At 62.0% G+C, this 25,175-nt stretch carries 18 protein-coding genes; 10 read left to right on the forward strand and 8 right to left on the reverse strand.

The features are described from left to right. Positions 1–487: NAD(P)/FAD-dependent oxidoreductase (locus HX899_RS29275; protein ID WP_181294019.1), on the reverse strand; the 487-nt coding region annotated here is incomplete at its 3' end. Positions 488–738: 251 nt separating this feature from the next. On the opposite strand from HX899_RS29275, the gene HX899_RS29280 reads away from it, so the two are divergent. After that, the gene (locus HX899_RS29280) at positions 739–1,527 is read left to right on the forward strand and encodes an SDR family oxidoreductase (protein WP_138328450.1); all 789 of its coding nucleotides are present in this window, start codon (positions 739–741) and stop codon (positions 1,525–1,527) included. A gap of 9 nt (positions 1,528–1,536) precedes the next feature. Here the strand turns inward: HX899_RS29280 and HX899_RS29285 are convergent, their stop codons facing one another. After that, positions 1,537–2,415 (reverse strand): phosphotransferase family protein, encoded by an 879-nt coding sequence (locus HX899_RS29285; protein WP_171599383.1) that lies wholly within the window; start codon positions 2,413–2,415, stop codon positions 1,537–1,539. A gap of 289 nt (positions 2,416–2,704) precedes the next feature. Here HX899_RS29285 and HX899_RS29290 point away from each other — a divergent pair, with 289 nt between their 5' ends. The 6 genes from HX899_RS29290 to HX899_RS29315 all read left to right on the forward strand — a co-directional run bounded on the left by HX899_RS29290 (position 2,705) and on the right by HX899_RS29315 (position 10,186). Next, entirely contained in the window at positions 2,705–4,012 is a 1,308-nt protein-coding gene (locus tag HX899_RS29290) for an efflux RND transporter periplasmic adaptor subunit (RefSeq protein ID WP_171599382.1), read from the forward strand. After that, a complete protein-coding gene (locus tag HX899_RS29295) occupies positions 4,009–7,125 on the forward strand; it encodes an efflux RND transporter permease subunit (protein WP_171599381.1) in 3,117 nt (1,038 codons plus the stop codon). The genes HX899_RS29290 and HX899_RS29295 overlap by 4 nt, the downstream gene beginning before the upstream one ends. A gap of 217 nt (positions 7,126–7,342) precedes the next feature. Continuing rightward, positions 7,343–8,635 (forward strand): Hsp70 family protein, encoded by a 1,293-nt coding sequence (locus HX899_RS29300; RefSeq protein WP_138328454.1) that lies wholly within the window; start codon positions 7,343–7,345, stop codon positions 8,633–8,635. 69 nt (positions 8,636–8,704) lie between these two features. Next, positions 8,705–9,607 carry a uracil-DNA glycosylase family protein gene (locus HX899_RS29305; RefSeq protein WP_181294020.1) on the forward strand — a complete coding sequence of 301 codons (903 nt, stop codon included), beginning with the start codon at positions 8,705–8,707 and terminating at the stop codon, positions 9,605–9,607. Between the two features lie 131 nt (positions 9,608–9,738). Then, positions 9,739–9,930 carry a hypothetical protein gene (locus HX899_RS29310; protein ID WP_138328456.1) on the forward strand — a complete coding sequence of 64 codons (192 nt, stop codon included), beginning with the start codon at positions 9,739–9,741 and terminating at the stop codon, positions 9,928–9,930. A 97-nt stretch (positions 9,931–10,027) separates the two neighbouring features. Further along, positions 10,028–10,186 (forward strand): hypothetical protein, encoded by a 159-nt coding sequence (locus tag HX899_RS29315; RefSeq protein WP_181294021.1) that lies wholly within the window; start codon positions 10,028–10,030, stop codon positions 10,184–10,186. Here the strand turns inward: HX899_RS29315 and HX899_RS29320 are convergent, their stop codons facing one another. After that, entirely contained in the window at positions 10,187–11,059 is an 873-nt protein-coding gene (locus HX899_RS29320) for a hypothetical protein (RefSeq protein WP_171599377.1), read from the reverse strand. Between the two features lie 245 nt (positions 11,060–11,304). Further along, entirely contained in the window at positions 11,305–12,243 is a 939-nt protein-coding gene (locus tag HX899_RS29325; RefSeq protein ID WP_171599376.1) for a DMT family transporter, read from the reverse strand. Between the two features lie 345 nt (positions 12,244–12,588). Between HX899_RS29325 and HX899_RS35505 the strand changes: the two genes are divergently transcribed. The 3 genes from HX899_RS35505 (at position 12,589) to HX899_RS29340 (ending at position 19,033) form a co-directional block, all read left to right on the forward strand. Then, positions 12,589–13,695, forward strand: coding sequence for a methyl-accepting chemotaxis protein (locus HX899_RS35505; protein ID WP_181294022.1), 1,107 nt, complete (start codon positions 12,589–12,591; stop codon positions 13,693–13,695). A 188-nt stretch (positions 13,696–13,883) separates the two neighbouring features. Next, complete coding sequence (gene pepN / locus HX899_RS29335) at positions 13,884–16,532, forward strand: aminopeptidase N (RefSeq protein ID WP_181294023.1); 2,649 nt, start codon at positions 13,884–13,886, stop codon at positions 16,530–16,532. A 191-nt stretch (positions 16,533–16,723) separates the two neighbouring features. After that, positions 16,724–19,033, forward strand: coding sequence for a PAS domain-containing sensor histidine kinase (locus HX899_RS29340; protein WP_138328461.1), 2,310 nt, complete (start codon positions 16,724–16,726; stop codon positions 19,031–19,033). Positions 19,034–19,056: 23 nt separating this feature from the next. Here HX899_RS29340 and HX899_RS29345 read toward each other — a convergent pair whose 3' ends face one another. The 4 genes from HX899_RS29345 to HX899_RS29360 form a co-directional block, all read right to left on the reverse strand. Then, positions 19,057–19,707 carry a glutathione S-transferase family protein gene (locus HX899_RS29345; protein ID WP_181294024.1) on the reverse strand — a complete coding sequence of 217 codons (651 nt, stop codon included), beginning with the start codon at positions 19,705–19,707 and terminating at the stop codon, positions 19,057–19,059. Positions 19,708–19,807: 100 nt separating this feature from the next. Continuing rightward, a complete protein-coding gene (locus tag HX899_RS29350) occupies positions 19,808–22,765 on the reverse strand; it encodes a bifunctional [glutamine synthetase] adenylyltransferase/[glutamine synthetase]-adenylyl-L-tyrosine phosphorylase (RefSeq protein WP_180195788.1) in 2,958 nt (985 codons plus the stop codon). A 236-nt stretch (positions 22,766–23,001) separates the two neighbouring features. Then, positions 23,002–24,411, reverse strand: coding sequence for a HAMP domain-containing sensor histidine kinase (locus HX899_RS29355; RefSeq protein WP_138328464.1), 1,410 nt, complete (start codon positions 24,409–24,411; stop codon positions 23,002–23,004). After that, entirely contained in the window at positions 24,408–25,163 is a 756-nt protein-coding gene (locus HX899_RS29360) for a response regulator transcription factor (RefSeq protein WP_407073939.1), read from the reverse strand. Before HX899_RS29360 ends, HX899_RS29355 begins: the two co-directional genes overlap by 4 nt. Between the last annotated feature and the right edge of the window lie 12 nt (positions 25,164–25,175).

Consider the following 25,175-nt stretch of genomic DNA (forward strand, 5'->3'; position numbering starts at 1 on the left):
TGTCGCCGGTGGCGACCCCGATCACCGCGCCTTCGTCATTGTAGAGCACTTCGGTTGCGGCAAAGCCCGGATAGATCTCGACGCCGAGTTCTTCGGCCTTGGTCGCCAGCCAGCGACAGACGAGCCCGAGCGAGACGATGTAGTTGCCGTGATTGTTCATCAGCGGCGGCATCAGCACATTCGGCAGGCGAACAGAGCCGGCCGGACCGAGCAGCAGGAAGTGATCGGCGGTGACCTTGGTCTTGAACGGATGATCGGCCTCGTCGCGCCAGCCGGGCAGCAGCCGGTCGATGCCGATCGGGTCGACGACGGCGCCAGAGAGAATATGCGCGCCGACTTCCGCGCCCTTCTCCAGCACGACGACGGAGAGTTCCGGATTGACTTGTTTCAGACGGATCGCCGCCGCAAGACCAGCCGGACCGGCGCCTACGATAACAACGTCGAATTCCATGCTCTCGCGTTCGGGCAGCTCAGTCGTCTCGGTCATTCACTCGTCTCCGCTTGGCGGCACGCGGCCGTCATCCCGTCACGGCACTTTCTTGTCAAAACGAGAAAGCATTGTCGAGCCGGGATACGACAGCCAATCTTCCAATTCGCACAATGATGACGCCTCGCGAGACAGAATTACATAACGCTTACGTCAACGTCAATTATCAAACGCTGCCAAACCGGTTACATGCCCTTTCCTTTTCCGCCGCTTGCGCCTTATACATCGCTCAAAGCTATCGGAGGACAATCATGGATCTCGGCATCAAGGGCAAACGGGCACTCGTCCTCGCCTCCTCGCGTGGTCTCGGCCTCGGCATCGCCGTGGCGCTGGCGCGGGAGGGCGCAAACGTGCTGCTCTGCGGGCGCAGTGGCGAACAGCTGGAGGCCAATTGCCAGGCGATCAATGGCGAAGGCAACGGCCGGGCCGACTGGATCTGGGCCGATCTCGGGGACGAACGCTTCGTCGAGATGGTGACGACGGCGGTGAAGGAGAAGTTCGGCGGGCTCGATATCCTCGTCAACAATACCGGCGGACCGACGCCCGGCACGACCGAGGACATGACGGGCGAAAAGCTCGAAAGCTATTTCCTCTCCATGGTCGCGCGCGTGATCACGCTCACCAATGCGCTGCTGCCCGGCATGAAGGCGCAGGGCTGGGGCCGCATCCTGACGGTTGCCTCATCCGGCGTGATCGAACCAATCGCCAATCTGGCGCTGTCGAATACGTTGCGCCCGGCCCTTGCCGGCTGGAGCAAGACGCTTGCCTCCGAAGTGGCGGGCTTCGGCGTCACCACCAACCTGCTCCTGCCGGGCAGTATCCTGACGGCGCGCCTCGACGATCTCGACGGGGCTGCGGCAAAGCGGACTGGCAAGAGCCTCGAGGAGATCCGCACCGACAAGGAAGCGCGCATTCCGGTCGGCCGCTACGGCAGGGTCGAGGAATTTGCCGCAACGGCTGCCTTCCTCTGCAGCCAGCCGGCAAGCTATATCACCGGCTCGCTCATCCGCTGCGACGGCGGCGCGGCACGATCCGTCTGAGATTCCCTCTCAGCCGACGCGGGCTGCCGCCGCCCATGTCGCCACACTTCGGATCATCTGTTCGACGTTAGCCGGATCGTCAGCAAGTTCGGCGAGCTCGGACAGACGATGGAAGCCGGTCAGGATCGCAATGCGCCGCCGATCGAGCCTGCGTCCGGTCAGCATTTCATAGGCCGATACGATGCGTGCGGTCAGGTCGGGCGAGATGAAGTTCGAGTAGATGAACTCCTGGTGCAGCGGGCCGAAGCCTGAATCGGCGAAATCGTAAATGCCGTTCAGCCTCCTTTGCGCATGGTCGAAGGCCATGTTCCAGCCATGACCGTCGAAGAAGCCATAGATGTTGCCGTAGGGATCGGGCGGCAAGGCTTCGAAATCGGAAATAATGGCCTGCGCAAAGCTCTTGATCTCAGGCGGCAGCAGCGGCAAAGCCTTGGTTCGTACCGTCTCGGGCGATTGCCATGGCTGGATAGCCCCGGCACCGGCCGATCGTATGCGATCGGCATCGAGCACATGCAGCTCGGCGTAAAACCGCGCGAGATCTTCCGCGAGGCGCTGACGATCGCCTTCGCCAAGCGCATCGTAATCTTCGGCAATGAGATGTTCGCCGTCGAGCTTGGCATGACTGGAGAAGATCGGCGGCCCGTCGTGAATGCGCATGTCGGGAACCGCCATCGACAGCGACGGCCGAACGATGTCGAGCAAGGCAGCTTCCTTCACAAGCGCTCTTTCCGCACTTGAATGGCGGGGGAACTTGAAGATCAGCGTGTCATCGACGTCGACGGCAAGCGAATCCCAGCCCTTCGCCGCCAGCTTGAAGACGGAGGCCGTGAGTTCAGGAAATATGCTTGTTATGAGAGAGCGAAACTCGCTGGCGTCCAACTCAGTCATGACGACCTGCCTTCTCTTGTTTTTCCGTGTTCTTCCCGCGCAATGGACGGCATACGGGTCGGCATCGTCGCCTTGCGAACCGCCTTCGCCGCCGCCGCCGAACGGCATCGGATTACACTGGCTCTATATTAGTATAGTTTGAATATTACGGAATATTCATTACAAAATTTTAAGCCGTTATAACCACTTAGTGATCGCGCGCCGGGAATTATGTCTTTTTTGCGCCGCAATATAAGCAGCTCAATCAGAGCATAAATTTTGCAACCTTGCTCAAGACCGGTTCTCGCCCATGAAGAAATTTTGGATCACCGTCAGCGTTATCGCAATTGCGGCCATCGGCGTCTGGCAATTCGGGAATCTGATCCCTTATGCCTCGCGAATTCCCTACCTTTCGCAGGTCATCAAACAGCCGGCCGGCGGCAATGGCGGCGGGCAGCAGGCACAGGCCGATCAGCAGGCCAATCAGGCGCAAGACGGTGGCCAACATCAGGGCGGCGGGCGCAGACGCGGCGGCGGCGGCCCGACCGTCGTCAAAACCGTTGCAGCCGTGAAAACGACGCTGCCGATGGATGTGACGGCGACCGGCTGGGCCGATGCCGATGACAACACGACGATTGCCGCACAGGAACAGGGCCTGATCGTCAGCATCGATGCGCAGGATGGGGCGACCGTCAAAGCCGGCGACCTGATCGCCAAGCTGGACGACCGGACGGCCAAGGCGACCGTTGATAAGGACAATGCGATGATCGTGCGCGACGCGGCAACCCTTTCGGAAGCCGAGACCGCATTGACGCGCGCGCAGGATCTCTTCAACCAGAAGGCTGGCACCCAGCAGAGCCTCGACCAAGCGGTGGCCGCCCGCGATACCGCTGCAGCCACGGTCGATGCCGACAAGGCGTCGCTTGCCTCCGATCAGATCATCCTCGAGAACACCGACATCCGCGCTCCTTTCGACGGCCGGCTCGGCGATATCGCGATCAGCAAGGGCGCTTTCCTCAGTGCCGGCTCGGCAATCGTCACCATCGCGAAATACGATCCGATCTATGTGAAATTCCACCTGCAGGAGCGCTATCTGCGCGAGTTGAAGAGCGCTCTGGCAAGCGGTCCGGTCGAAGTCAGCACCGCTCCCAATTCCACCAAGGGGCAAGTGCGGAAGGGTGAGATCAGCTTCTACGACAACACGGTCGACACCGCCTCGGGCACGATCCTCGCCAAGGCGAAATTCGAGAATGCCTCCGGTGCGCTCTGGCCCGGCCAGTCGGTCAACATCGTCGTGCATTTCAACAATGACGAACAGCAGGTGGTGGTGCCGACGGTCGCCGTCAGCCCCGGCCCGGAGGGTTTCTTCGCCTTCGTCGCCAAGGACGGCAAATCGCATCTGACGCCCGTCACCATTGCCCGCGCAAATGGCGGCTTCACCGCCATAGAATCAGGTCTTCAGGCAGGCGATCACGTCGTCGTCGAGGGTCAGGGCCAGCTCAGCGACCAGCAGGCGATCAACGAGCAGTTCGACGAAAAGGCGCTTGATGTCGCCTCCGCCGAAGAGCCTCGGCAACAGCAGCCCTCCGAGACAATCGCGGTGGGAGCTCAGCAATGATCCCGAATTTCTGTATCCAGCGCCCCGTCGCGACGACGCTGCTTGCGATCGGCGTCATTCTGGCCGGTCTTGCCGGTTATCAGCTGGTACCCGTCGCAGCGCTACCGCAGGTCGACTTTCCCACCATCAACGTTTCGGCGCAGTTGAGCGGCGCCTCGCCTCAGACGATGGCGACCTCGGTTTCGACGCCGCTGATCAAGCAGTTCGAGACCATTCCAGGGATCACCGAAATCAGCGCCTCCAGTTCGCTCGGCAGCACCAGCATCGTGCTGCAGTTCGACCTCAGTCGTAATATCGATGCGGCCGCAGCCGACGTGCAGGCCGCGATTTCGCATGCCACCCGGCAACTGCCCGACAATCTGACGACGCCGCCCAGTTATCGCAAGACGAACCCGGCCGATGCGCCTGTCATGCTGCTCTCGGTGCAGAGCAACACCATGCCGCGCAGCAAGCTTGACGACATCGCCGAGAACATCATCTCGCCGTCGCTTTCGACGCTTCCCGGCGTTGCCCAGGTCAGCGTCTACGGTGCGCAGACCTATGCCGTGCGCGTCGAGGTCGATCCCAACAAGCTTTTGACCCGCGGCATCGGCATCGACACCGTCAACAAGGCGCTTGCTGCCGCCAACAGCCAGCAGCCTGTGGGAACGCTGCAGAACAATTCGCAGAGCATGACCATCACGGCGAACACGCAGCGCACCAGCGCCGAACAATTCCGTTCGCTCGTCATTGCCAATCCGAACGGCGCGCCGATCCACCTCGGCGATATTGCCGACGTGCAAGACAGTGTCGAGAATCAGTACACCGGCAGCTGGTATGACGGCCAGCGCGGCATCATCCTCGCCATCCAGCGTCAGCCGGATGCCAATACGGTCGATGTCGTCGATGCGATCAACGCCAAGCTGCCGCAGCTTCACGCCGAAATCCCGCCCTCCGTCAACACGGTCGTCATGAATGACGCCGCAAAGCCGATTCGCGATGCCATCTCCGATGTGAAGTTCACGCTGCTGCTCACGATCGGCCTCGTCGTTCTCGTCATCTACCTCTTTACCGGCCATGCGACCGCAACGATCATTCCCGGGCTTGCCGTTCCACTGTCGCTGATCTCGACCTTCGGCATGATGTATGTGCTGGGCTACAGTATCGACAACATCTCGCTGCTCGGGCTAACGCTCGCGGTGGGGCTCGTGGTGGATGACGCCATCGTCATGCTCGAGAACATTCTGCGCCATGTCGAGGAAGGCATGCCCGTGCGGGAAGCGGCGATCAAGGGTGCGGGCGAAGTCAGCTACACCATCATTTCCATGTCGGTTTCGTTGATCGCGGTCTTCATCCCGATCCTGCTGATGGGCGGCGTTGTCGGCCGCGTGTTCAACGAATTCGGCATGGTGGTTGCGATTGCGATCATCTCCTCGGCAATCGTCTCGTTAACCGTGACGCCGATGCTCGCCTCGCGTCTGTCCAACCACCAGAGCCGCCCGCCGCTCATCATCCGCATCTTCGATGCCGGCTTCGAACGGACGCTGCGCGGCTATGACAGGGCTGTCGGCTGGTGCCTTCGCCACCGCCCCACGATCCTCGGCGTTTTCCTCGCCTCGGTCGCACTGACGATCTACTTCTTCATGACGCTGCCGACGAGCTTCTTCCCACAGGAGGATATCGGCCGCCTGACGATCAGCACGCAGGCCCGGCAGGACATTTCCTATTCCGCCATGGCGGCGCTGCAGCAGCAGGCGGCAGCCGTCGTCAAGGCGAACCCGGCGGTCAACCATGTGATGTCGACGATCGGCGGCAACCCGAACAAACCGCAGAACAACGGCTCGATGTTCGTCGAACTCAAGGACAAGAAGGAACGTGCACCGCTTGACCAGACGCTGCGCGAGCTGCGCACGGCGATCAACAAGATCCCCGGCCTGCAGGCCTTCGTGACACCGAACCAGAGCCTGCGCTTCGGCGGTCGCCAGACGGCCAGCCAATATCAGCTGGTGGTGCAGGCGCTGAGTGCTGATCAGACCAACCTCTGGGCCGGCAAGATCCAGGCGGCTATGCGCAAGGATCGGCTGTTCACCGACGTGACCTCGGACGCCCAGAACAACGCGCTGCAGGCCAATATCGTCATCGATACCGAGCGGGCAGCCGCCTACGGGATCGACAACGATACGCTGCGCACGACGCTGCAAGAATCCTTCAGCGGATATGCAGCGGCGGAAATCCAGTCGACCGGCGACAGCTACGACGTCATCGTCGAATATGACACCAGCAAACCCTGGGATGACCAGAAGCTCTCGGAGATCCGTGTCGCCTCGGCCAATGGCAGCCTGGTGCCGCTTTCCAACTTCGCGCATGTCGAGCGCACGGTCGGCCCTGTGACAATCAACCAGACGGGCCAGCTCGTCTCGACCACCGTTTCCTTCAACCTGCCGGAAGGCGTCTCGCTCAGCGACGCGACCGCGGCAATCGACCAGATCAAGACGGAAATGAGCATGCCGGCCGACGTCTTCACCTCCTATGGCGGTACAGCGCAGATCTTCGAGCAGTCTCAGGGCAATACGCCATACCTCATCCTGGCGGCGGTGCTGACCATCTATGTCGTGCTCGGCGTGCTCTATGAAAGCTTCATCCATCCGCTCACCATTCTCTCCGGCCTGCCTGCGGCGGCATTCGGTGCGCTGCTGGCGCTTGATATTATGGGCTTCGATCTGTCGATCATCGCCCTGATCGGCCTGCTGATGCTGATCGGCATCGTCAAGAAGAACGCGATCATGATGATCGACGTGGCGGTGGAGACCATGCGCACGACGGGCGAAAAGGCGACGGTGGCGATCCACGAGGCCTGCGTGCGACGATTCCGGCCGATCATGATGACGACCTTCTGCGCCCTGCTCGGCGCCCTGCCGATCGCGCTCGGCACCGGCGCAAGCTCGGAACTGCGCCAGCCGCTCGGCATTGCCGTCGTCGGCGGCCTGATCGTCTCGCAGATGCTGACGCTGTTCATCACCCCGGTCATCTTCGTCGAGATGGACCGCTTCGGCAATTTCCTCGGCCGCCTCATCGGCCACAAGAAGGTCGAGGAGCCGGAGGTGCAGGAGGCAAGGGCAATGGCTGCCGAGTGATGACGGCCCTCTGAGTTCGGCATTGCCGATTGACCCTTGCGGCGCACTTCTTCTTCCAACCGGGAGAAGAAGTGCGCCCGTGATCACATCAACTTCCGCTCCTCTTGAATGTGTCACGCCTCTGTGGCATCACCCGCCCTCCTTGATCCGGGCGTTCGCACGCCCTTGCGGAGCAACGCTCCGTCTCCAATAACAATCGGCATGAAGAGGTGCGGGCATGGCTCAGGCGCTGGGTTTCGACTTCGGCACGACGAATACGGTTCTCGCCATGGCGGATGGCGGGGCGACACGCTCGATGGCGTTCACGAGCACGGAGGGTACGGCAGACAGCATGCGCACGGCGCTTTCCTTCATGAAGGATGCCCAGCTCGGCGCTTCGGCGCTAAAGGTGGAAGCGGGCCATGCGGCGATCCGCCAATTCATCGACAATCCCGGCGAATGTCGCTTCCTGCAGTCGATCAAGACCTTTGCCGCCAGCGCGCTGTTCCAGGGCACGCTGATCTTTGCCAAGCGGCATAATTTCGAAGATTTGATGGAGATCTTCGTGCGGCGCCTGCGCAACTATGCCGGCGACCACTGGCCTTCGGATGTCAGCCGCATCGTCACCGGCCGGCCGGTGCATTTTGCCGGCGCCAGCCCCGATCCGGCGCTGGCGACCGAGCGCTACAATGAAGCGCTGTCGCGCTTCGGCTTTCCCGAAATCCACTATGTCTACGAGCCGGTCGCCGCCGCCTTCTATTTCGCGCAGAACCTGAAGCAGGATGCCACCGTGCTGGTCGCCGATTTCGGCGGCGGCACCACCGACTATTCGCTGATCCGCTTCGAGACCGTCGCCGGCAAGCTGACGGCAACGCCGATCGGCCATTCCGGCGTCGGTGTCGCCGGCGACCATTTCGACTACAGGATGATCGACAACATCGTCGCGCCGCTGATCGGCAAGGGCAGCCATTTCAAAAGCTTCGACAAGATCCTTGAAGTGCCGTCCAACTACTATTCCAGCTTCGGCCGCTGGAACCAGCTGTCGATCTTCAAGACGACGCGCGAATTCGAGGATCTGAAGAAGCTGGTGCGCACCAGCCTGGAACCGGAAAAGCTCGAAATCTTCATCGACCTGATCGATCATGACGAGGGCTACCCGCTCTATCAGGCGGTGTCGGCGACGAAGATGGCGCTCTCGGCCTCCGAGGAAGCGGCTTTCGATTTCGCGCCGCTTGGCCGCAGCGGACATCGCAGCATCAAGCGCAGCGACTTCGAAGGCTGGATCGCCGATGATCTCGCCCGCATCGAAGGCGCGCTCGACGACGTGCTCGACAAGACCGAGACGAAACCATCGGAGATCGACAAGGTGTTCCTGACCGGCGGCACCTCCTTCGTGCCGGCGGTGCGCCGCATCTTTACCGAACGCTTCGAGCGCGACCGGATCGAAAGCGGCGGCGAGCTGCTGTCGATTGCCCATGGCCTGGCGCTGATCGGCGAACGCGACGACATCGCACAATGGACTGTGCAATAGAGCCGGCAAGGGCGGGCAATCGGTCGCCCGCCCTTTCAATGCCACTGTCACTCCGCTAAGCTTGCCCGCATGATCTCCGCCAACGACCTTTCCCCAGCCGAGCTCGCAGCGCTTCTGCATTTCCATGCGGATGCCGGCGTGGAATGGCTCTTGGAGGAAGAGGCGATCGACCGCTTCGCCGAGTTCGAGGCGATGAAGGCCGCCCGCCGCCCGGCAGCGGCACCGGCGCAGCAGCAACGTCCCGCCGCTGGGGAACGCTCTGCCCCAGGCCAGGCACAGGTGCGCCCGAATGCAGCGGCACGCCCAGCGCCTGCCGAACGCGCAGCGTCCGGCCCGCAACCGGCAATCCCGGATGGCGAGGCGGTGCAGCAGGCGCGCTTCGTCGCCGAAACCGCGCGATCGCTCGTCGAGCTCAAGACCGCGATCGAAGCCTTCAACGGCTGCAACCTCAAGCACAGCGCCCGCTCGACCATCTTTGCCAGCGGCGATGCCGAAAGCGGGATCATGGTGATCGGCTCGGCGCCGAGCGCCGAAGACGATCGCGAGGGCATGCCCTTCTCGGGAAAATCCGGCCAGCTGTTCGACAAGATGCTGGCGGCGATCGGGCTGACGCGCTCAGCCATTCTGTTGACGCAGGTCATCCCCTGGCGACCACCTGGCAATCGTGCGCCCTCGGCCGCGGAAATGGACATCTGCCGCCCCTTCATCGAGCGGCAGATCGCGCTTGCCGAACCGAAGGCGATCCTGCTGCTCGGCAATTTTTCGGCGCGTTTCTTCTTCGGCGAAAACGATACGATTCACGGGTTACGCGGCCGTTGGAAGGAGATTGCGGCTGCGGACTGTGTCATTCCTGCCATAGCCAGCCTGCATCCGCAGGATCTGTTAACCGCACCTGTAAACAAGCGGCTGGCCTGGAACGACCTGCTCGCCTTTCAAGCGAAGCTTAAGTCCCTCTCTTTGCTTAGAAATTAGCCAAAGTTGAATAATTTGTGAATCAACCTATGCGATTTTCGCATGGCTGCATCCCGCCGTGACGCATTGCGGAATCTATGCTGCATCGCAATATCAGCTGTGTCTTGGGAGGAATCACAGGAACCAAGGCCATGAACAAGCGTTTTCGTCCTATCCATAGCGGGTTTGAAACCCTTCGCCTCGCCGGCGACCAGGTTCGTTCCACTCAAGGCTACAGCCGTTTCGGCTTTGTCACGAACGAACAGATGATTGCCCGCGGCACCGGCATCAACAGCCGCACGGCGCGCCCGAACGCCATTTTTTCGGACTTCCAGCAATATTGAGCAGAGACTCAAAGTGTTGCAGCGTCCTTTGCGCGTCTGAAAAGACGCGCGGCGCTGCAAGCGCTTCGCCTGCCCTTTCGTGTGAAGAGTACCCAACATGTCGACGATCCTGATATCGCTTCTGCGCAACATCGAAACCTTCGAGCACATCCGCGTCGCGGTCTGCGCCGCGCGGGAATATGAACGCGAGCTTTCGATCAAGCCAGCCGATACCGGCGCGCCCATTAGAGCAGACGCTACAGCCATCGTTCTCTGATCACACGGCCATTTCTTCGATCTGGGCCTTCGCCCATTCGAAGGCTTCGTCGACATAGGCGAACTTGACCGCCTGCCAGGCGCAATATTCCTCGACGAAATTCCGCGATATCCAAAGGTGCGTCTTGCGCGGCTCGTCATGCCAGCCGACGCAGCCGCGCTGCGCCGCCTTTGCCAGCACCCGCTGCAGATGGGTGCGCGACATCATGAAATCGGCTGCGAGCGCACGGGTTTCGACCCGGCCGACGGAAAACCTGTCCGGCTCGCTGCTGTCCATATCCATCCGGGCGATGAAATTGTCGACGACGAGGCCGCCAGCTTCCGTCCAGAGGAACAACGCCACCTGCTCCGGCGGCTCGCGCCAGGCGGCATCTTCCAGGCAATGGCGGGCAATGCGCGGCTGAACGAGCCGCATCAAGGATGGATTTGCCTGGAAAAATGCTGCCCTTTGACCGCCGTCGAGCAGGTCGAGCGCACCGAGATTGCCGAGAATCCAGGCAAACATCGCCTGATGGCTGACATCGGCCGGCTCGAAATGACGTGGCCGCCGCCGCTCGTCGCCGGGCGTGTGGGTTATGAAGCGGTAGGTAAAGAGCTCTTCGATGAAGGCGAGCACTGTGTTGCGGCTCGCCACCTTGTGCGCGGTGATGCGCCCAGTCAGCCGCACGGCGGTGAAACCCGATGTCGGGTCGCGCGGGTCATATTCCAGGTTGAGGGCATAGGCAGTCTGGGTCAGAAGCCAGCGCTGATGCGAGGCGAGCAATCGTGCCAATCGTGGGCCGGCATCGAACATGCCGCGCATCTGCCCGGCCAAAAAGCGAATGCTCATCAGGAAGGAAGAGTTCCCCACCAATTGCTCCGCTGTGAATGCCATTATGCTTTTCTCCACCCCCGCTCGCCGGCCAGCGTTCGGAGCAACGACACCGAGAGCTCCTCCGGCATCAGCGGCCATTCAGACATGCACAGCTTGGAATAAATGATACTCTCTCATGTTCAACAATCATATTCCACAGGCCGGCGGTATCCCAAGAATTCACCATTCTTTTCACTCTTTGAGCGCAAGTTTCAAGCCGCCGCAATCCCTGCGTTAAAACCTTGATAAATATGCGCTTGCAGGCGTCAGGCTTGCGGCGTCGTGGCCTTGCGCGCCTCTCTCTGCTCGATGCCCAGCTGATGCTCGCGATAGATGATGAAGATGCCGGCGGCGACGACGATGACGGTGCCGATCAGCATGGTCACGCTCGGCACGTCGCCGAAGACGAAGTAGGCGACAATGCCGCCGAGCAGGATCGACGTATATTCGAACGGCGCGATAGTGGAGACGTCGGCATGGCGATAACTTTCCGTCAGCAGGATCTGTGCGACGCCGCCGCAAAAACCGGCGGCGATCAGATAAAGCGCCGTCGGCCATGCCAGGATGAGCCAGCCGAAGGGAAGAGAAGCCAGCGAGAAGACCGAGGCGGTGATCGAGAAATACAGCACGATCGTCGCCGTCTTCTCTTCCTCGACGAGGCGGCGCACCTGGATCATCGCCACGCCGCCGAGAACGGCCGAGAGCAGCACGCAGAGCGCGCCGACGGCCTGTTCTGCTTCCATGCCGCCGTCGCGAAACAGCGTGAGTTTCGGCCAGGAAACGATGGCGACGCCGACGATGCCGACCAGGACGGCGCTCCAGCGATAGATGCGTACGGTCTCGCCGAGAAAAACGGCAGCGAAGATGACGGCGACGAGTGGCAACGCATAGCCGAGCGCAATCGCCTCGGGCAGCGGCAGATGCAGCAGGCCGTAGAAACCGAAAGCCATCGACATGATGCCGATCGTGCCGCGCTTCAGGTGACCGATTGGATTGGCCGTGTAGAAGGCGGCGCGCAGCTGCCTGTTATAGGCGAGATAGGCCATGATCGGGAAGAGCGCGAAGAACGACCTGCAGAAGGTAACCTGACCCGGCGGGATGTCCGAGCCCGCCAGCTTGATGAAGGTCTGCATGGCCAGGAAGACCACGACCGACGAGACTTTCAGCGCGATGCCTCTCATCGGGTTTCTGAGAACCGAGTGCATGATCCTGGCTCTTAATACTGACTTAACCGAAACGGGGAGACGCGTTCGACTCGGGAACGCAGCAGGTGACGTCACCCATCGTAGCGAAAGAAAAACCCTATTGGCGAAAAAACCGCAAGCAACATCAGAGAATCACAGAATCGCCTCAGCGGCAGGCTCAACCGTGCTGCTTATGCGCCACGGCTGTGAAATTTCTCTTTTTGAGCCATTCACCCCGAAAATGTTCATCTCCCGGTCCTCGGCGTTAACCAATTGAAAACCATAGGCAAGCATCGTTTTTTTTCGCTGATCTCGAAATTTTCTTCACCGCACAAACAATTGCCCGCTCCTTCCAGGATCCATTTGATGAAGCCGCTTAGCGCCGAAACCATTGCCCAGTCGCAGAATGCGACACCGCGCTCCATGCGCGTCGTCACCGACGGCATCAGCACCGACCTCGAGCGCTTCAGCGCCGACAACACCCATATCGTCAAGCAGATCAAGCTGCTGGCGATCAATGCGCTGATCGAGGCGGCCAGAGCCGGCGAGACCGGAAAGGGCTTTGCGGTCGTTGCCAACGAGGTGCAGCGACTGGCGCAGATCGCGACCGACATCACCGGCAGGTTCGAAAGCAACGTGCTCGGCCGCATCGGCCTCAGCCGCGCGATGGCCGATTCGCTGGTCGAGGAGATGGAGGGCGTTCGCCTCACCGATCTGGCGCAGACGCTGGTGCAGCTCATCGTCCGCAATCTTTTCGAGCGTACGGCCGATGTGCGCTGGTGGGCGACGGATCCGGCGCTCTGGCAGTCGCTGCAGAACCCGGGCCGGGAAACCGTCGCCTTTGCGGCGGAGCGTCTCGGCGCCATCAACCGCTTCTACACCGTCTACCTCGATCTCGTCATGACCGATCTCTCGGGCAAGGTGATCGCATCCGCCAATCCCAAGTTTCAGCGCAAGATCGTCGGCACGAGCCTTGCCGGCGATCCGTGGTTCCGCGCAGCGTCGGCCTGCTCCTCCGGCGACGCTTATATCGTCGACGACGTCAAATCGAGCCCGCTCCACGACGCCAGGCATGCGCTCGTTTATGCCACAGGCATCCGCGAAGAGGGTAAGCTCGACGGACGGCTGGTCGGCACGCTCGGCGTCTATTTCGACTGGCAGAACCAGGGCCAGGCGATCGTCGAGAAAGAGGCAAACCTGCCGCCGCAGCTGGCAGAAAAAACGACGGTCATGCTGCTCGACGGCAAGAGCCGGGTGATCGCCACCACCAATCCCGCCTTGCGCTTTTCGCATTTCGCGCTCGCCAATCCGTCCGGTCAGGCGAAAGGCAGCTACTACGACAATAACGGCTCGATCGTCGCCTTCGCGCGCACTCTCGGCTACGAGGATTACGACGGGCTCGGCTGGTACGGCGTCGTCGTGCAGCAGACGGAAAACGACGCGACGATCAAGGCTGTGCTCAACCTTAAGTAGCACCCATCGCCCCACAGTGGCGCTCATCCGTTTCCAATAAGATATTTTGCCCGCGAACTTGGTGTTCGCGGGCAATTTGCTTTAAGTTTAGTTCAGACTTTAATGTAATCATCCCCGGCAAAATTTATGGCAGAGTGCGCCCGCCTCTGTATTCCGCGGTTATCAAATAACGGTCTTCAGGAAACACCATGCGAACAGATACCGGCCAGGTCATTCATCTGGCAGATTACCGTCCCACCGACTTCGTGCTGGAACGTGTGGACCTGACCTTCGAACTCGACCCGACGGAGACAAAGGTCGAGGCACGTCTGATCTTTCATCGTCGCCCGGGCACCGATCCGGCAGCGCCGATCGTTCTCGACGGCGACGAACTGACGCTGTCTGGGATGCTGTTAGACCAGGTGGAATTGGACCCTTCGCGTTACGACGCAACACCGGAAAGCCTGACGGTGCGCGACCTGCCGGAGAGCGCGCCCTTCGAACTGACGATCACCACCGTCATCAACCCTGAGGCCAACACCAAGCTGATGGGCCTTTACCGCACCGGCGGCATCTACTGCACGCAATGCGAGGCGGAGGGTTTCCGCCGCATCACCTATTTCCCCGACCGGCCCGACGTGCTTGCGCCGTTCACGGTCAACATCATCGCCGACAAGGACGCCAACCCGCTGCTTTTGTCGAACGGCAACTTCCTCGGCGGCGCCGGCTACGGCCCCGGCAAGCATTTCGCCGCCTGGTTCGATCCGCATCCGAAGCCGAGCTATCTCTTTGCGCTCGTCGCCGGCGATCTCGGCGTCGTCGAAGATACGTTCACGACCATGTCCGGCCGTGAGGTGGTGCTGAAGATCTATGTCGAGCACGGCAAGGAGCCGCGCGCAGCCTATGCCATGGACGCCCTGAAACGCTCGATGAAGTGGGACGAAGAGAGGTTCGGCCGCGAATACGATCTCGACATCTTCATGATCGTCGCCGTCTCCGACTTCAACATGGGCGCGATGGAGAACAAGGGCCTCAACGTCTTCAACGACAAATACGTGCTTGCCGATCCCGAGATCGCCACCGATGCCGATTATGCCAATATCGAAACGATCATCGCGCATGAATATTTCCACAACTGGACCGGCAACCGTATCACCTGCCGCGACTGGTTCCAGCTGTGCCTCAAGGAAGGCCTGACGGTCTATCGCGACCACGAATTCTCTTCCGACCAACGCTCGCGCGCCGTCAAGCGCATCGCCGAAGTGCGCCACCTGAAATCGGAGCAGTTCCCGGAGGACGGCGGCCCGCTCGCCCATCCGGTGCGGCCGACGACATATCGTGAGATCAATAATTTCTACACGACGACCGTCTATGAAAAGGGCAGCGAAGTCACGCGGATGATCGCGACGCTGCTCGGCAAGGACGGCTTCAAGAAAGGCATGGACCTCTATTTCGACCGCCATGACGGTGAGGCCGTGACGATCGAGGATTTCGTCAAATGCTTCGAGGATGCAAGCGGGCGCGACCTCACGCAATTTTCGCTCTGGTACCATCAGGCCGGCACGCCGCTCGTCACCGCATCGGGCAGCTATGATGCGGCGGCCGGCAGCTTCACCCTGTCGCTCGAACAGATGATCCCGGCAACGCCCGGCCAGCCGAGCAAGGAGCCGATGCATATTCCGCTCAGCCTCGCGCTGTTTGGCGAAAACGGCGGCAAGATCGAGCCGACCTCGGTCGACGGCGCGGAATATGCCGGCGAGGTGCTGCATCTCACAGGCCGCACGCAGACGGCCGTGTTCCATGGCATTGGCTCGCGGCCGGTCGTTTCGATCAACCGCAGCTTCTCGGCGCCGATCAACCTGCATTTCGATCAGAGCCCGGCCGATCTTGCCCATCTCGCCCGCCATGAGACCGATCATTTCGCCCGCTGGCAGGCATTGACCGATCTGGCGCTGCCGAACCTACTGAAAGCGGCCCGCGACGCCCGCGAGGGCAAGCCTGTGATCTGCGAGGCGACCTTCGTCGAGACGCTGATTGCCGCGGCCGCCGACGAGAGCCTCGAGCCCGCCTTCCGCGCCCAGGCGCTGGCTCTGCCGAGCGAATCCGATATCGCCCGGGAACTTGGCGGCAACAACGATCCCGATGCCATCCATACCGGCCGCCAAGCGGTCCTGAAACAAATCGCCGATGCCGGAAAGGATGTCTTTGCCGGCCTCTACGCCGCGATGACGACAACAGGCGATTTCAACCCGGATGCGAAAAGCGCCGGCCTGCGGGCACTGCGCAATAGCGCCCTCACCTACCTATCACATGCCGAAGAAACGTCGGCCCGCGCCAAGGCCGCCTTCGATGCGGCCAACAATATGACCGATCTCAGCCATGCGCTGACGATCCTCGCCCATCGTTTTCCCGACAGCGCGGAGACGAGCGAGGCGCTCGCCACCTTCCGTGACCGCTTCGCGGAAAATGCGCTCGTCATCGACAAATGGTTCGCGATCCAGGCCGGCATTCCGGGCGTAAAAACCCTGGGACGGGTCCGCGCCCTGATGGACGATCCGCTCTTCAAGCGCACCAATCCGAACCGGATGCGGTCGCTGGTCGGCACCTTCGCCTTTGCCAACCCGACGGGATTCGGCCGCGCCGATGGCGAAGGCTATCGCTTCCTCGCGGATCAGATTCTCGATATCGACAGGCGCAACCCTCAGCTTGCCGCCCGCATCCTCACCTCGATGCGCTCCTGGCGCTCGCTCGAACCCGTGCGTGCCGATCACGCCCGCTCGGCGCTGATCGAGATCGAGCGAGCCGCCGATCTTTCGACCGACGTGCGCGATATCGTCGAGCGCACGCTTAAAGGGTAATTTGCTTCGACCGGCCATCAGGAGAAAATCGGCGGCCGGTCGCCCAGCACCTCGAATCACCTGGAAAAACCCGAAATTATAAATAGTTAACGGATTTTTACCTTTGCCTCTGGACAAGGCGAATCACCCATGATTCTCTAGGTCAGGTTCGAGCGAGCGGCGCGCGAATCACATGAGGGACAGGCGAAGAGATGATGGACGTGCGGCGGGCAACCGTGGCCGGAGGACGGCTGCGTGTCGATTTTGACGGGCTCAAAGCCTGGCGCGACAGCCTTTCGGGCCATGCGACATCGGAACCACTTCTCCGTTATCTGCCGAAGGCCGAGCTGGTCTTGAAGCGGGCCATCCCGGCGCTGATCGTCGCCTTCCTCTCCGTCGTCGCCGCCTCGCACTTCTTCGGCATGATGAGCGAATACGGGCGTCTGGAGGCCTCGGCGCGCCATGCCACCGCACTTTCGGCGGCGACCGCCTCTGCAGTGTTTGCCGATGCGGCCGACATCTTCGACAGCGGCGATATCACCGGGGCGCAGGCCCGCCTCGCCAAATACCTGCCGCAGGACCGGCTGGACAGCGGCGCTTTCGTGCTGCTCGTGCAGGCAAGCGGCAAGGTTTTTGCCGCGACCACCGCCGGGCTTTCGCATGTTGGCAGCAATGTCGGCGATTTCTTCCCCGAGGTCTCGGCGATCCGCCGCTTCGGCGATCGCGCCGGCGTCATCGAAACGACGATCGGCGGCGTGCCGCATTATGCCGAGATCACGCTGATGGGCAATGCCGGCGGTTATATCGTCGCCGCCACCTCGCTTGACGAGATCGACCGGCTCTGGCGCGAGGAACTGGCGCTCAACGTCACGCTGTTTGCCGGCATCTCCTCCATCCTGCTCGTCATCCTCTATGCCTATTACACGCAGGTAAAGCGCGCCCGCGACGCCGACGACATCTTCCTGGAATCGAACCTGCGCGTCGAGACGGCGCTGTCGCGCGGCCGCTGCGGCCTCTGGGACTTCGATTTCGAGAACCGCGAATTCTTCTGGTCGCGCTCGATGTACGACATGCTCGGTCTGCCGGGCTCCGACAAGACGATGGGTTTCGGCGAAGCCGCCCGACTGATGCATCCCGATGACGGCGGGCTCTACGAGATTGCGCGAGCTATCGGCAAAGGCGCTTCCGGCCAGGTCGATCAGATCTTCCGCATGCGCCATGCCGGCGGCCACTATGTCTGGATGCGGGCGCGTGCCCAGGTGATCCGCAGCAATTCCGGCCGGATGCACCTGATCGGTATCGCCATGGACGTGACCGAACAGCATCGGCTCGCCCAGCGCTACGCAGAAGCCGACCAGCGCCTGGCCGACGCCATCGAATGCACCTCGGAAGCCTTCGTGCTCTGGGACAAGAACGATCGGCTGGTCATGTGCAACACGCATTTCCAGCAGGCCTATGGCCTGCCGGACAGCGTGCTCGTGCCCGGCACCGAGCGCTCGACCGTCAATGCCGCCGCCGCCCGGCCTGTCATCGAACGGCGGATTTCCGATGCCGACGGCTCCGGTTATTCGCGTACGACGGAGGTGCAGCTTGCCGACGAGCGCTGGCTGCAGATCAACGAGCGGCGCACCCGCGACGGCGGCAGGGTCTCGGTCGGCACCGACATCACGCTGATGAAACGCCATCAGGAGCGGCTGCGCGAATCCGAGCGCCGGCTGATGGCGACGATCGGCGATCTGTCCGCCTCGCGCCAGACGCTGGAGATCCAGAAATCCGAGCTTTCGACGGCCAACGCCAACTACCAGGCGGAGAAGGAACGCGCCGAGGCCGCCAACAAGGCGAAATCGGAATTCCTCGCCAACATGTCGCATGAGCTGCGCACGCCGCTCAACGCCATCCTCGGCTTCTCGGAAATCCTGCAGAACCAGATGTTCGGTCCGCTCGGCTCGCTGAAATACGACGAATATGCCCGCGATATTCATGACAGCGGCAAACATCTGCTCAACGTCATCAACGACATTCTCGACATGTCGAAGATCGAAGCCGGCCATGTCAGGCTGCATTGCGAGCGCATCGATCTTGTGCCGCTGATCGAGGAAAGCCTGCGCTTCACCGCCATGCCCGCGGCTGAAAAGAACATCGTCATCGAACAGCGCATCTGCTCCGGCCTAACGCTGATGGCCGACCGCCGGGCGATGAAACAGGTGCTGCTCAACCTGCTCTCCAATGCGGTGAAGTTCACCGACAATGGCGGCCGCATCGCGGTGCGCACCCGCCGCGTCGACGGCGCCGTCGTCGTCACCATCGCCGACACCGGCATCGGTATTCCACGCTCGGCGCTGTCGAAGATCGGCCAGCCCTTCGAGCAGGTGCAGAGCCAATATGCCAAGAGCAAGGGTGGCTCCGGCCTCGGGCTCGCCATCTCCCGCTCGCTGACCTCGCTGCATGGCGGCCGCATGAAGATCCGCTCACGCGAAGCGGTCGGCACCGTGATCTCGCTGCGCATTCCTGACGATATCTAAGCTCAGGCCAGAGCCGGTCTTTTTCAACCGGCCGATGCGGCGGTGAAAACCGCCAGCTGAGCGGCGAAAGCACGCTTGTATGCCGGCCGCGTTTCGCCGCGGGCGACATAGGCGGAGAGGTTCGGATATTCCCCCAGTATAGCAGATCCCTTCAACCTGAGCAGCACCGACACCATCAGCAGGTCACCGGCGCTGAACGCACCATCGAGCCAGTCGGCATCGCCAAGACGGTGGGAGAGGTCGGCCAGCCGTTTCCGGATGCTGTGCTCAAGGGCGGAAAGGCGATGGTCGTACCAAGGCTTGTCGCGCTCGAGGATCATGACGAGAGCGCGGTCGAAGATCGGCGGTTCCACCGTGTTGAGCGCGGCAAACATCCATGTGAGCGCGCGCGCCCGGGCATTCGCATCGTTCGGCAGCAGGCCCGCTTGGTGCTCGCCGATATGGAAGACGATCGCGCCGGACTCGAATAAAGCGAGATCGCCTTCCTCATAGGTCGGGATCTGCCCGAAAGGCTGAAGTGCGAGATGCGCGGGTTCTCTCATCGTCTTGAACGAAACAAGACGAACGTCGTAAGGCTGGCCCACTTCTTCGAGCGCCCAGCGAACGCGCATGTCACGCGCCAGACCCCTGCCGCGATCGGGCGACCGTTCAAAAGCGGTAATGGTAATCGTCATTGGTGTTCTCCATAGCTTTGTCCTGAAGACGACTGGCTAAACGAGAATCCGACAGGCGACGCTCGAGATAATCCTCGCGGTCGTTCCATCTGATGTGAGATCAGGCTTTCACGACATTCAGGAATATTTTCCGAACCGCTTTCGACAGCCGCTTCACCTCCGCTTCCAGCGTCTTGATGTCAGGGCAGTCGCCGGCGCGGCAGACGAGTTCGACGAGACCCGCGGGCGCCTCCTTCGGATCGAACAGGCCGTCGATGGAGAGGCGGATCAGTTGCGAAAGGCCGGTATAAAGCGTGAAGGCCTCGAGGCATATGTCGAGATCGACTGTTGTCATCAGCGGCTCGCCAAGCACCTTCAGGGCTTCGCCGGTGCTCACCCCATTGACGGCAATGCCGACGCCCTTGGTCGGCGCGATCAGCGCCAGATACTGGGCGATGAATTCGAGATCGATGACGCCGCCGGGAATGAGCTTCAGGTCCCACGGGCCGGAGGGCGGCTTTTCCTTGTCGATCAGTTCGCGCATTTCGGCGACATCATGCGCCACCTTGGCGATGTCGCGATCGGCCGACAGCACCTCGCGGACGATATGTTCCGCCTCGGCGATCAGGCTCTCATCGCCGCAAATCAGCCGGGCGCGGCTGAGCGCCATATGCTCCCAGGTCCATGCCTCTTCACGCTGATATTTGCCGAAGGCATTGATGCGGGTGGCGACCGGCCCCTTGTTGCCGGATGGGCGCAGCCGCATGTCGACCTCATAGAGCACGCCTTCGGCGGTCGGCGCCGACAAGGCGGCCATCAGTCTCTGGGTGATGCGGGTGAAGTAACGCGTCGCATCGAGCGGCTTCGGCCCGTCGGATTCGGAAGCCGCATCGTCATAATCATAGAGCAGGATCAGATCGATGTCGGAACCGGCCGTCAGCTCGAAGCTGCCGAGCTTGCCCATGCCGGCGACCGCGATGCGCCCGCCGGGATAGTCGCCGTGTGCTGCCCGCATCTCGCCGACCACGGCATCGAGTGCCGCCGCAATGATGAGGTCGGCGAGATGGGTGAAGGCACGTGCGGCCATCCCGCCGTTGATCGCACCGGTGAGCAGGCGGATGCCGATCAGAAAGCGCTGCTCGGCGGCGAAGATGCGCAGCCGGTCGAGCACCTCTTCATAGTGGCGGGCCTGGGCAAGCGAGCCCTTCAGCCGTTCGCCGAGATAGTCGCGCGTCGGCAGCTCGGCCATCAGGCCGGGATCGAGCATGCCGTCGAAGACATGCGGCCTGGCGGCAATCACCTCGGCAAGCCGGGGCGCCGAGGACATGATGTTGACGATCAGCGACAGCAGCGCCGGGTTGCTGCCGAGCAGCGAAAACAGCTGGATGCCGGAGGGAAGGCCGGAGATGAAGCTGTCGAAGCGCAGCAGCGCCTCGTCGGCGCGCTTGCTTTCGCCGAAGACCCGCAGGAGCTGCGGCGCCAGCTCCGTCAGCCTTTCGCGCGCCTCGACTGATTGCGTCGCCCGGTAGCGGCCGTAGTGCCAGGTGCGGATGATGCGCGAAATGTCGGACGGTCTGGTGAAGCCGAGCTTCTTCAGCGTCTCCAGCGTATCCGGGTCGTCGCCCTGGCCGGTGAAGACGAGGTTGCCGGTGTCGGTCGAGAGCTTGCTCTCCTGCTCGAAGAGGTGGGCATAACGCCGCTCCACGGTCTTCAGCACGCCGACCAGCCGTTCGGTGAAGCTCGGCGTGTCGCTGAATCCCATCATGAAGGCGATGCGCTTCAGGTCGGCATCTGTCTCCGGCAGCAGGTGGGTCTGCTCGTCGCGCACCATCTGGATGCGATGCTCGACATCGCGCAGGAACCAGTAGGCCTCCGTCAGTTCGTCACGGGTTTCCGCGTCGATCCATTTCGCCTTGGTGAGTTCACCGAGCGTCTCCTCCGTCGCCCGGCCACGCAATGCCGGCATGCGGCCGCCGGCGATCAGCTGCTGCGTCTGGACGAAGAATTCGATCTCGCGAATGCCGCCGCGGCCGAGCTTGACGTTATGACCCTTGACCGCAATGGCGCCGTGGCCCTTATGCGCATGAATCTGCCGCTTGATCGAATGGATATCGGCAATCGCCGCGTAATCGAGATATTTGCGGAAGACGAACGGGGCTAGCCCGCGCAGGAATTCGCCGCCCGCGGTCAAGTCGCCGGCAACCGCGCGCGCCTTGATGAAGGCCGCCCGCTCCCAGTTCTGGCCCCTGCCCTCATAGTAGATCATCGCCGCATCGACCGGGATCGCCAGCGGTGTCGAGCCGGGATCGGGGCGCAGTCTGAGATCGGTGCGGAAGACGTAGCCGTCCGCTGTCCGCTCCTGCAGGATGCGCACCAGCCGCCGCATCATCCTGGGGAAAATCTCGATCGCGTCATCCGGGTCGGGCACGATTCCTGCCTGTTCGTCGAAGACGACGACGAGGTCGATATCGGAGGAATAGTTGAGTTCGGATGCGCCGAGTTTGCCCATGCCGAGCACGATCAGCCCGGAGCCGTCGCTCGGCGCCGCCATATCCGGCAGCCGCAGCTTTCCACCCTCATGCGCCGCCAGCAGCAGATGGTCGATCGCGGCGGCAACCGAAGCTTCGGCAAGCTCGCTCAGCCAAGCCGTCGTCGCCCGGCCGTCGAAGATACGCGCGAGATCGGCGAGCGCAACGAGGAAGGCCACCTTGCGCTTGATGACGCGCAACCTGCTCATCACCACGGATTCCGAGGGAGCTGCCCCCTCGCCGTCCGGTTGCCAGCAGCGCCGCGCCTCGGCAACCAGCGCCTCGATCTGCGGCTCCAGCGGTTCAGTGATGGCGCCAGCGAGGACGACCGGGTCGAGATTGACCATTTCGCGCAGATAAGGCGACAGCGTCAGCACGGCCGCAATGAAATCGCGAAGCGGGCTCTCCGTCTTCAGCATCGCAGCCACCGACGGCTCGTGTCTGCCGGCCTCCTGAAGGTCGGCCAGCGCCAGCTTCAACTCCGTCTGGTTCAGCGGACGCAGCAGCCCTTCGGCCACATCCTTCAGACCATGCGTCGATTTCGTCAGCATGCGCTCTCCCTGCCTTAGCGCCTAAAGCGCATCGCGATCTTTCAGATTCGCTCCTTGCGCTTTAGGCCTTTGTTTTACGCATGCCGTTATCGCAAAACCGCTGCACACTTTGGCGCGACATGCTCGAGGGAAACGACCACGCAGAATCGCGGGAACGCCTCCTTCGATCGGCATTAAACTAGGGTCTAGGTGGAAAACCGCCAATACGCGATTCAGCCGATCATCGGTCTCGGCAATCAGGCAGCCTTGGCGGGGAAGATCATGCTGACGGTCAATCCGCGCTTTTCGGGCTTGTCGGGATCGGTATCGGAGAGTTCCAACCGACCGTTGTGCAGTTCCATCACCGCTTCCACCAGTGAAAGCCCGAGCCCCGTTCCCGGCTTCGACCGGCTTTCGTCGAGGCGGACGAAGCGCTTCACCACGTCGTCGCGCCTGTCGGCCGGAACGCCCGGCCCATGGTCGGCCACCGAAAGGCAGATGCCATCCGGGCGGCGGGCGAGCTTCAGTGTTACCTTGCCCGCCCCTTCCGTATCGGAAGAATATTTGATGGCATTGTCGAGCAGGTTGAAGATCGCCTGGCCGATCAGTTCGCGATTGCCCTGCACCTCGACATCGGGTTCGATGCTGGAGCTCAAGCCAAGCCCCGCCTCCTCCGCCGCCGGTTCGTAAAGCTCGGCGCTATCGGAGACGATGGCCGAAAGCTCCACCGGCGACATCTCGGCGGCGACCGATCCGGCCTCGACGCGGGAGATCATCAACAGCGCGTTGAAGGTGCGGATCAGCTGGTCCGATTCGGAAATGATGCCTTCGAGCGCGGTGCGCCGCGTCTCGCCATCGGCGATATCGAGCGCATCGGCCGCCTTGTTGCGCAGCCGCGTCAACGGCGTCTTGAGATCGTGGGCGATGTTGTCGGAGACCTGCCGCAGGCCTTCGTTCAGCTTCTCGATGCGCTCCAGCATGGTATTCAAAGACATCGACAAGCGGTCAAATTCATCGCCGGATCCGCCCACCGGCAGGCGCTGCGACAGGTCGCCGGCCATGATCTTCTTGCTCGCATCCGACATGCGGTCGATGCGTTTCAGCGCGTTGCGGCCGATGCCGAACCAGATGATGATGGCGCCAAGCCCCATGATCGCCAAGGCCACCATCAGCGCCTGGCGCACCAGCAGACGGAAACGCTCGGGGTCGCCGAGGTCGCGGCCGATCAGGATTCTGAGGCCATTGTCGAGTACGAAGATATTGGCAATCGCCTTGTGGCGGCGCTCGACGCCGCTGTCGGTATAACGCTGGTAGCCGAAGGGCGCGGAGGTCCAGCCGATCTCCTCGAAGACACCCGGCTGCACCGACGCGACGTTGCCGGCGAGAATATCGCCCGAGGGACCGGCAATGATGTAGAGGTTGGCGCCCGGCTGGCGGGCACGCCGCTCCATCGTGCGCAGGAGAAGGTTCATGCCACCGGAGTCATAGGCGCGTTGCACCTGCTCCACCTCCTGCCTGACGGCGTCGCGGATCTGGCCCGTCAGCAGCCGCTCCGACATTGCCGTCACATAGAAGACGAGCGTCGCGGCGCAGATGGCGAAAAGCAGGATATAGAGTGCCGAAAGGCGGACTGCGGTGGACTTGAAGAGAACCTTGAAACGGCTCATCCCTCATCCTTGATCATATACCCCGCGCCGCGAATGGTCTTCAGGAGCGGCTGGCTGTAGTCCTTCTCGATCTTCGAGCGCAGGCGCGAGACATGGACGTCGATGACGTTGGTCTGCGGGTCGAAGTGATAGTCCCAGACGTTTTCGAGCAGCATGGTGCGGGTCACCACCTGGCCGGCATTCTTCATCAGATATTCGAGCAGGCGGAATTCGCGCGGCTGCAGCGGGATCTCCTTGCCGCCGCGGCGCACCTCATGGGAGAGCCGGTCGAGTTCGAGATCGCCGACGCGATAGACGACGTCCTGATCCGGCGTGCCCTTGCGGCGGCCGAGCACCTCGACGCGCGCCAGCAACTCGCTGAAGGCATAAGGCTTCGGCAGGTAATCATCGCCGCCGGCACGAAGACCGGTCACGCGGTCGTCGACCTGGCCGAGCGCGGAGAGGATGAGGACCGGCGTATGGATGGCCTTGCGGCGCAGCTCGCTGATGACGGAAAGCCCATCGCGTCGCGGCAGCATGCGGTCGATGACGATGACGTCGTAGGCATTTTCCGACCCCATGAACAGGCCGCTCTCGCCGTCGCTGGCGTGATCGGCGACGATGCCCGCCTCGCGAAAGGCTTTCGTGAGGTAGACCGCGGCTTCGAGATCATCTTCGATGATGAGAATCTTCATGCGGCCGACATTACCCGCCGGCTGCGTTTCGGCAAGGCTCAAAGCATCTTCCTGCGGGGTGGCGCTCATCGCGATCATCCTTCAAAGGTC

This window comes from Rhizobium sp. WYCCWR 11146 (assembly GCF_013591995.1).
Taxonomy (GTDB): domain Bacteria; phylum Pseudomonadota; class Alphaproteobacteria; order Rhizobiales; family Rhizobiaceae; genus Rhizobium; species Rhizobium indicum.